The sequence below is a fragment of the Rhizobacter sp. genome, from assembly GCF_035702065.1.
Classification (GTDB): domain Bacteria; phylum Pseudomonadota; class Gammaproteobacteria; order Burkholderiales; family Burkholderiaceae_C; genus Rhizobacter.
In genome coordinates this window covers 1-7,966 of record NZ_DASSRA010000019.1, presented here as the reverse complement: position 1 = coordinate 7,966, position 7,966 = coordinate 1, and the positions used below count along the sequence as shown (strand labels likewise).

Genomic DNA, 7,966 nt, shown 5'->3' with positions numbered 1-7,966 from the left:
TGTTGCCGGTGGCGCCGGGTGTCAGTTCGGTGAGGCCGGTTCCATTGGGGGCGATGCGGAACACACGGAAGCGGTAGTCCGGCGGCACCATGCGGTGGAAGAAGATGGTCTGCCCATCCAGGCTCCACGCGGGCTTGCTGTTGATGTTGCCGTCGTTGATGAGGAAGCGCGGGTTGCTCAGCACACCGGAGCTGTTGATGTCGACCATGCCGATGGCCCAGCGGCCGAGCGCAGTGGTGGTGCCGGGGATCACATTGGCCGTAGGGTCGACGTTGATCAGCCAGGCGATGGTGTTGCCGCTGGGCGAGAAGTAGGCGTCGTAGTCGGCGCGTGCGTCGGCCGTGATGCGCGTGGCCGCGGCGAGCGGCGTGGCCGGCATCAGGTAGATCTCGTAGTTGGCCGGCACGCAGCCGGTGGCCGAGGGGCAGCCGTTGAAGAGCAGCTGCTGGCCGTTCGGTGACCACGACACGTCGGTGTTGATGCCGCCACGGTTGGTGTACTGCACCGGGTTCTTGCCGCAGGCGTTGGTGACGAAGATCTCCAGCGCCGAACCCACGCTGCCGAACATGGCGATCTTGGTGCCGTCGGGCGACCACTCACCGTGGCCTTGGGCGCTCCAGCCGTCTTCGCCGCGAGCGCGCAGTTGCCGCAGACCGCTGCCGTCGGCGTTCATCATCCACAGGCTCGCGTCCGGGTAGCTTTCGGGGTTGGCCGCCGGCGCGCGGTAGAACAGGATGCGCTTGCGGTCGGGTGAGACGCGCGGCCACCAGTTCTGGTAGCTCGCGTCGTTGGTCAGGCGCGTGACGCTCGTGCCGTCGGTCTTCATCACGTAGATCTCGTGCGTGCCGCCGGCGCGGTCGGAGTCGAACACGAGCTGGTCGGCGGCCAGGGTGGCCGCCGAGCCGGCGTAGCCCGTGGCGGGGCAGCTGGCGGGCGTCGAGGACGGGGTGTCGGATTGCCCGCCGCAGGCCGCGAGCGCGGCGGTCAGCACGAGGGCGATGAGGGTGCGCATGGGCAGTTCCTTGGCAGGAAGGGGATGCCCGGATTGTCCCGTGCGCTCAGCCCTCGGTGCGCTCCAGCGCCAGCAACTCGGTAAGCAACTGTCTCCTGCGGATCAGCTTCACCGCACCGCCATCGACCAGTACCTCGGCGATCTGGGGGCGCGTGTTGTAGTTCGATGACATCGAGGCACCGTAGGCGCCCGCATCGTGGAACACCAGCAGGTCGCCCACCAAGGCCCGCGGCAGCTCGCGCGTCTGCACCACGCCGCCTTCGCCCTGCGTGAACACGTCGCCCGATTCGCACAGCGGCCCGGCCACCACGCTGGCCTGCGTGGGGCGCGGCGTGTCGTCGCAGGGGATCAACTCGATGCCGTGGTAGCTGCCGTACATGGACGGACGCATCAGCTCGTTGAAGCCCGCGTCGACCAGCACGAAGTGGTTGCCGCCCATCTGCTTGGTGGCACGCACCTCGGCCAGCAGCACGCCCGACTCGGCCACCAGGTAGCGGCCCGGCTCGATCTCCAGGTGGATCTTGGTGCCGCGGGCCTGTTCGATGCGCTTGCGCGCCGCGTCCCACAGGCTGAAGTAGTGCGCCGTGTCGATCACCGGCTCGCCGGCGCGGTAGGGAATGGACAGGCCGCCGCCGGCCGAGATGGCCTCGATCGGCAGGTCGACGCGGCTCGCCAGGTCGACCATCGCACTGCACACCTCCTGCAGGTGCGAGTAGTCCACGCCAGAGCCGATGTGCATGTGCAGGCCCACGAGCTTGAGCCCATGCTGGCGGATGGCCGCCAGCGCCGCGGGCAGGTCGGTGTGCCAGATGCCGTGCTTGCTGTGCTCGCCGCCGGTGTTGGTCTTGTTGCTGTGGCCGTGGCCGAAGCCGGGGTTGATGCGCAGCCACACGCGGTGGCCGGGTGACACGCTGCCGAGCTGGTGCAGCATGTCGATGGAGCCGGCGTTCACCGGCACCTTGAGTTCGACCACGCGCGCCAGCGTGGCGCGGTCGAACAGGTCGGCGGTGAAGACGATCTCGTCGCCGCCCGCCTCGTAGCCGGCCGCCAGCGCGCGCTCGATCTCGCCCAGCGACACCGCGTCGACCTTCACGCCCTGCGTGCGCATCAGCCGCAGGATGTGCGTGTTCGAGTTGGCCTTCTGCGCGAAGCGGATGGTGTCGAAGGCGCGCAAAGCGGCGATGCGCGAGCGGATGGTGGCGGCGTCGTAGGCCCAGACGGGCGTGCCGTGGGCGTGCGCGATGGCGCGCAGGGTGGGGGCGGTGAACGGGTTCATGGGCCGGATCGTGCGCCTTCCTTGCCATTCTGAAAAGTATTCATTTGTCGATGATCCATTCAGTATTGATATGCTTTGCCCATGAAGCTCACCCACAGACAGGTCGAGGTCTTCCGCGCGGTGATGAACACCGGCAACGTGACCCAGGCCGCACTCGCGCTGCACACCTCGCAGCCCACGGTGAGCCGCGAGCTGGCGCGCCTTGAACAGGTTCTGCAGATGAACCTGTTCGACCGCGTGCGCGGCCGCCTGCGGCCCACGGCGCAGGCGCTGGCCCTGCTCGAAGAGGTGCAGCGCTCGTACCTCGGTCTCGACCGCATCGCCGCCGCGGCAAGGTCGCTGCGCGAGTTCACGCAGGGCCGCCTGGCCATCGCCTGCCTGCCAGCGCTGGCGCATGGCCTGCTGCCGCAGGCGACGCAGCTCTTCATGGCGGCCTACCCGCAGGTCGGTGTCGCCATCACGCCGCAAGAGTCTCCCCTGCTGGAAGAGTGGCTCACCGAGCAGCGCTTCGACCTGGGGCTGTGCGAGCGCATCCAGGCGCCGGCCGCCACCAGCCTCACGCCGCTGCTTCAGGCCGACGAGGTGTGTGTGCTGCCCGACGGCCACCCGCTGCTCGCACGCCGCGTGCTGCGGCCGCGGGACTTCGCGGGCCAGGCCTTCGTGAGCTTCGCGCCCTCCGACCCCTACCGCCTGCAGGTCGATGCGATGTTCGAGCAGCAAGGCGTGCGCCGCCGCCTCGCGCTGGAGACGGCCAGCGCCGCCTCGGTCTGCGCCTTGGTGCGCCAGGGCCTGGGCGTGGCGATCGTCAACCCGCTGACGGCGATGGAGCTGGCGGGCACCGGCCTGCAGGTCCGGCCGCTGTCGGTGTCGATCCCGTTTGCGGTGACGCTGGTGGTGCCGCAGTTGCGGCCGGCCAGCCCGCTGCGAGATGCGTTCGTGAAGTCGCTGCGCGACACCGCGGTCACGCTGCAGGCGCGCTTGAAGGAACTCTCGCGCACCTCGCGCTGAGTCAGCCTGCGCGCAGCATGCCCTTGGTCTCGATGAACGAGATCACGTCCTGCAGCCCGGCCTGGGTCTTGAGGTTGCTCATCACGAAAGGCCGGTTCGGGCGCATGCGCTTCGTGTCGGCTTCCATCACCTCAAGGTTGGCGCCGACGTAGGGCGCGAGGTCGGTCTTGTTGATCACGAAGAGGTCGCTCTTGGTGATGCCGGGGCCGCCCTTGCGCGGGATCTTCTCGCCTGCGGCCACGTCGATCACGTAGATCGTGAGGTCGCTCAACTCGGGGCTGAAGGTCGCCGCCAGGTTGTCGCCACCCGATTCGATGAACACCACGTCGGCGTTGGGGAACTTCTCTAGCATGCGGTCGACCGCTTCGAGGTTGATCGAGGCGTCTTCGCGGATGGCGGTGTGCGGGCAGCCGCCCGTCTCCACGCCCATGATGCGTTCGGCCTCCAGCGCCCCGGCCACGGTGAGCAGGCGCTGGTCTTCCTTGGTGTAGATGTCGTTGGTGACGACCACCAGGTCGTACTGCTCGCGCATGGTCTTGCACAGCATCTCGACGAGGGTGGTCTTGCCAGAACCCACCGGCCCGCCCACGCCCACGCGCAGGGGAGGAAGCTTCTTGGTGCGGCCGGGGATGGAGTGGAGGTTGCTCATGGCGAAGGGGTAGCAGGATCCGGGCCGTGAGTTTAGGCCCCGTGTGAAAGGACCGAACGGGCCTTCGATACCTCAGGCTGAGCGGGCCGAGGTGCGCTGGGCGCCCCTATATCGAGATGCCGACGGTGAGGGTGGCCAGGTAGCCATCGGCCACGCTGCCTGTGACGCTGCTCATCTGCAGCGTCACGCCATCGCTGAAGATGCCGTCGCTCGCGAAGCTCATGCGCGCGTAGTTGCTCGCGCTGGTGGTGTAGCCGCTGCTGGCGTAGACGGCGTCGCACACCTCGTCGGGGAAGGCGAGCTGCGAGGTCTTGAGCTTGTTGGTGTAGCTGAGTGCCGTGCTGGTGTTGCGGTAGATCTCGAAGTGCATGTGCGGCATGCGGCCGGCGTAGCAACCGGGGAAGACGGTGACGAAGCTGGCGGTGCCATCGGTGTCGGTGGCTTGCACGCCGCGCAGGTAGTTCTCGGCCGTCACGCCTGACGAGTACATGGAGTAGCGGCCCTGCTGGTCGCAGTGCCAGAGGTAGATCGCGTAGCCCGAGAGATCGGCGCAGCTCGCGCGGGTGTTGACCAGCCTGAGCGTGAGCGTGAGCGGCACGCCGGCCGCCAGTCCGTTGGCACCGGCGATGCTGCGGCGGATGTCGCTGCGCACGATGCCCGAGAGCATCAGCGCGTTGGCGATGCTGCCGTTGGCGCTGTTGGAGCCATCGCCGGGGTAGGGGCCTTCGGTCTCCTCGGGAATGACGGCGCAGCTGCTGGTGGTCGTGCTGCTGCTGCTCGATCCGCTGCTGTTGGAACTGGAAGAAGTGCTGCTGCTGGTGGTGGCGTCGTCGTCGCTCCCGCCGCCGCAGCCAACGAACAAGGTGCCGGCGCCCATGCTGCCGAGCGCGGCGATCCAGCCGAGCGCCTTGCGGCGTTGCGCCTGGGCGGCGAGGGTGTGCAGGTCGTGGGCCAGGCCCAGGTCGTGATGGTCGCGAGGGGCGTGCGGCATGGGCGGCTCCGGTGTGGCAACGAATGCCGCCCAGTCTGCTTGCGCGATGTGTACGCAGCATCGCCGCTTTGTGTCCGGGCGGACACGCTTGCTACAGCGGGGCCATCCTCAAGACGCGAATGGCAGCGACAACTCCGCGCGCAACCCGCCCTCGGCCCGGTTTGCGAGGGTGAGTTCGCCGCCATGGCGGCGTACCAGGTCGCGCGCGATGTACAGGCCCAGGCCGGCACCGCCGGTCTGCCGGCTGCGCGAGCTGTCCACGCGGTAGAAGGGCTTGAACACGGCTTCGAGTTCGGCCTCGGGGATGCCGGGGCCACGGTCGTCCACGCGCACCAACAGGTGGCCGTTCTGTTCGGCCAGCGTCACTTCGGCCGCGCCGGCGTGGCGCAACGCATTGCCCACCAGGTTGCCAATGGCGCGTTGCAGTTCGGAGGCATCGGCCAGCACCACCGGGGGCCGTTCCAGCGGCAGGGGCAGCAGGTCGACGCGGTGGCCTTGCTCGGACAGGTCGTCCACCAGCGATTGCAGCAGCGCGCGCATGTCCAGGCGCTGCGGTGGGCGGCCTTCGTGGCGCAGGCGCAGGCTGTCGAGCACGCTCGCGATCAGGTGCTCGGCCTCCTGCACGTCGGCCACGCAGCGCTCCTTCAGCGCGCCGGGGTCGAGCTGTTCCAGGCGCAGCCGCAGGCGCTGCAGCGGCGTGCGCAGGTCGTGCGAGATGGCGGCCATCATCAGGGTGCCGGCTTCGAACTGCTCATGCAGCTGCACGGCCATGTGGTTGAAGACGCGTGCGGTCTGCTGGGTCTCGACGGTGCCGGCGGCTTCGTCCAGCGGCGGCGGGCGGCGGTGCTGGGCGAGCGACACGGCCACCGCCTGCGACGCGCGAGCCAGTCGGCGCATGGGCTCGGCCATCCAGCGTGCGCCCAGCCAGGCCGCACCGCCGATCACCAGCGTGCGCACCAGGTAGTCCAGCCACAGCCATTCGCTGCGCATCGGCGGCATGCCGCCGGGGCTGCCGAGGGGTGAAGCGTCATCGGGTCGCGGGCCGTGCTCGCGCATCGGCGGCGGGCCGTCGGGCAAAGGCGGCAGCTCGTCGCGCAGCACCATGTCGCGCGGCGGCGGGCCGTGCTTGAACGGTGGGCCGAACACCGCGTCGGCCGTCATGAAGCCGGCCAGGTGGCTCAGCAGCAAGGCCATCCACATCAGGAAGAAGAGGCGCTTGAACAGCGTGTCGGCGAACAGGTGCTTCATGGCGTGGGGTCGGCTTCGAAGACGTAGCCCTCGCCGCGCACGGTGCGGATGAGCTGGGGCATGTCGAGCTTCTGGCGCAGGCGCGAGACGGCGAGGTCGATGCTGCGGTCGGTCACGTCGGCGCCGGGCGACTGCGTGAGTTCGAGCAGGCGGTCGCGGCTCAGCACGCGCCGCGGGTGGTCGACGAAGGTGGAGAGCAGGCGGAACTCGGCGCTCGACAGCGGCAGCACCACCTGGGCCGGCGAGGTGAGCTGGCGGCGCAGGCGGTCGAAGGCCCAGCCGACGAAGCGCACCACGCTGGCCGGTTCGGCGCTCGCCGTGGCCGGGCGCGGCCCGCCGCGGCGCAGCACGGCGTGGATGCGCGCCACCAGCTCGCGCGGCTCGAAGGGCTTGGGCAGGTAGTCGTCGGCGCCGAACTCCAGGCCGACGATGCGGCTGGCTGGGTCGCCCTGTGCGGTGAGCATGATGATGGGCAGCGGGTGGTGCTCGCGCACCCACTGGCACAGGGCGAGTCCGTTCACGTCGGGCAGCATCAGGTCGAGCAGCAGGAGGTCGAAGGGCTGCGGGCTGCCGGCCCGGCCGGTGGGCAGGGTGCGGCGCAGGCCGGTGCCGTCGCCCACGGCGGTGACCTGCATGCCGTAGCGCTGCAGGTAGCCGACGAGCAGGGTGCGCAACTCGGCGTCGTCGTCGACCAGCAACACCCTCAGGGTCATGACGACACCCCGCGCAGCGGCCCGCTCATGACCTGAACAAGCGCGAGTACTGCACCTCGTGCTGCGCCGAGAGGATGCCCAGCATGGGCGTGTGGGCACGGCGCTCGCTGTCGGTCAGGCGCATGGCGTCTTCCACGGCAATGGGGATGGCATCGCTCAGCGCGGCGAGCACCCGCTGGCCGGCGTTCTGGCCCAAGGGCACGGCCTTGAGCGCAGCCTGCACCATGTTCTCGGCCCAGCCGAAGGCGAAGGCCAGCAAGGCCTCGCGCGGTGGGGCGCCGGTCTGGGCTGCGGCGAGCGCGTAGGCCACGGGCCAGGTGGGCGCGGGGCGCAGCGCGGCGAGCGTGGCGAGGCGCGGATCGGCCATGCCCCGGTTCTTCAGCCACTCCACCAGCGAGCGACCCATCTGTTCGGTCTGCAAGCGCATCTCGCTCGATTCGCGCGTGGCGAGCATCCAGTCGTTGAGCTCGGCCACGCTGGCGGCGTCGTGGCGTTGCCAGGCCTGCATGGCGCGGTAACACACCGCCAGCTCGCTGCGTGCCAGGCCCAGGTGCAGCTGGTCGAGCAGCCATTCACGTGCGTGCACCTCGTCGGTGACGAGACCGGCTTCGACCGCCGACTCCAGGCCCTCGGAATAGCTGAAGCCGCCCACCGGCAAGGCCGGCGAGGCGAGCCACATCAGCTGCAGCAGGGTGCCGGGCGGGAGCGGCGGTGTCTGGCGGGAGAGGGGGCGTGAGCGCATGGCAAGGCGGATCAGTTCAGTGCGGCCCCAAGTGTGGCACCGCGCATGCCGTGGAGTTTGTCCGCGAGCTGCAGCTTGGTTTACGCAACTTTGCGGCGTCTACATGCGGCGTTTGCGGCGGCCGGTTGTGATGGCGGGATTCACAACAACCGACCAGAAGGCGGCAACCATGCAACGACACCTCGTCATCGCGCTCGGCATCGGCGTGGCCTGCGCACTCGCGGCCTGCGGCGGCGGCAATGCCTCCGTGGGCGGCACCGTGAGCGGCCTGCCCAGCAACACCAGCGTGACGCTGCAACTCAACGCCGCGAACGACCTCACGGTGGC

At 69.4% G+C, this 7,966-nt stretch carries 8 protein-coding genes; 1 reads left to right on the top strand and 7 read right to left on the bottom strand.

Going from position 1 to position 7,966, the window contains the following annotated elements; all coding sequences use genetic code 11:
* Positions 1-1,012 (bottom strand): TolB family protein (locus VFL64_RS00900; protein WP_489538496.1); only part of this gene is annotated, 1,012 nt, incomplete at its 3' end.
* A gap of 46 nt (positions 1,013-1,058) precedes the next feature.
* Positions 1,059-2,288, bottom strand: coding sequence for a diaminopimelate decarboxylase (gene lysA / locus VFL64_RS00895; RefSeq protein WP_489538495.1), 1,230 nt, complete (start codon positions 2,286-2,288; stop codon positions 1,059-1,061).
* Between the two features lie 81 nt (positions 2,289-2,369).
* Here lysA and VFL64_RS00890 point away from each other — a divergent pair, with 81 nt between their 5' ends.
* Positions 2,370-3,296 carry a LysR family transcriptional regulator gene (locus VFL64_RS00890; protein WP_489538494.1) on the top strand — a complete coding sequence of 309 codons (927 nt, stop codon included), beginning with the start codon at positions 2,370-2,372 and terminating at the stop codon, positions 3,294-3,296.
* Position 3,297: 1 nt separating this feature from the next.
* On the opposite strand, the gene ureG is transcribed toward VFL64_RS00890, so the two are convergent.
* The 5 genes from ureG to VFL64_RS00865 all read right to left on the bottom strand — a co-directional run bounded on the left by ureG (position 3,298) and on the right by VFL64_RS00865 (position 7,639).
* On the bottom strand, positions 3,298-3,945 hold the full coding sequence (gene ureG / locus VFL64_RS00885) for an urease accessory protein UreG (protein WP_489538493.1): 648 nt from the start codon (positions 3,943-3,945) through the stop codon (positions 3,298-3,300).
* A gap of 106 nt (positions 3,946-4,051) precedes the next feature.
* Positions 4,052-4,936: a dioxygenase family protein gene (locus VFL64_RS00880; protein ID WP_489538492.1), complete on the bottom strand. Its 885-nt coding sequence runs from the start codon at positions 4,934-4,936 to the stop codon at positions 4,052-4,054.
* A 108-nt stretch (positions 4,937-5,044) separates the two neighbouring features.
* Positions 5,045-6,184, bottom strand: coding sequence for an ATP-binding protein (locus VFL64_RS00875; RefSeq protein ID WP_489538491.1), 1,140 nt, complete (start codon positions 6,182-6,184; stop codon positions 5,045-5,047).
* The gene (locus VFL64_RS00870) at positions 6,181-6,897 is read right to left on the bottom strand and encodes a response regulator (protein WP_489538490.1); all 717 of its coding nucleotides are present in this window, start codon (positions 6,895-6,897) and stop codon (positions 6,181-6,183) included. The genes VFL64_RS00875 and VFL64_RS00870 overlap by 4 nt, the downstream gene beginning before the upstream one ends.
* A gap of 25 nt (positions 6,898-6,922) precedes the next feature.
* Positions 6,923-7,639: an urease accessory protein UreF gene (locus tag VFL64_RS00865; protein ID WP_489538489.1), complete on the bottom strand. Its 717-nt coding sequence runs from the start codon at positions 7,637-7,639 to the stop codon at positions 6,923-6,925.
* Positions 7,640-7,966 lie beyond the last annotated feature (327 nt).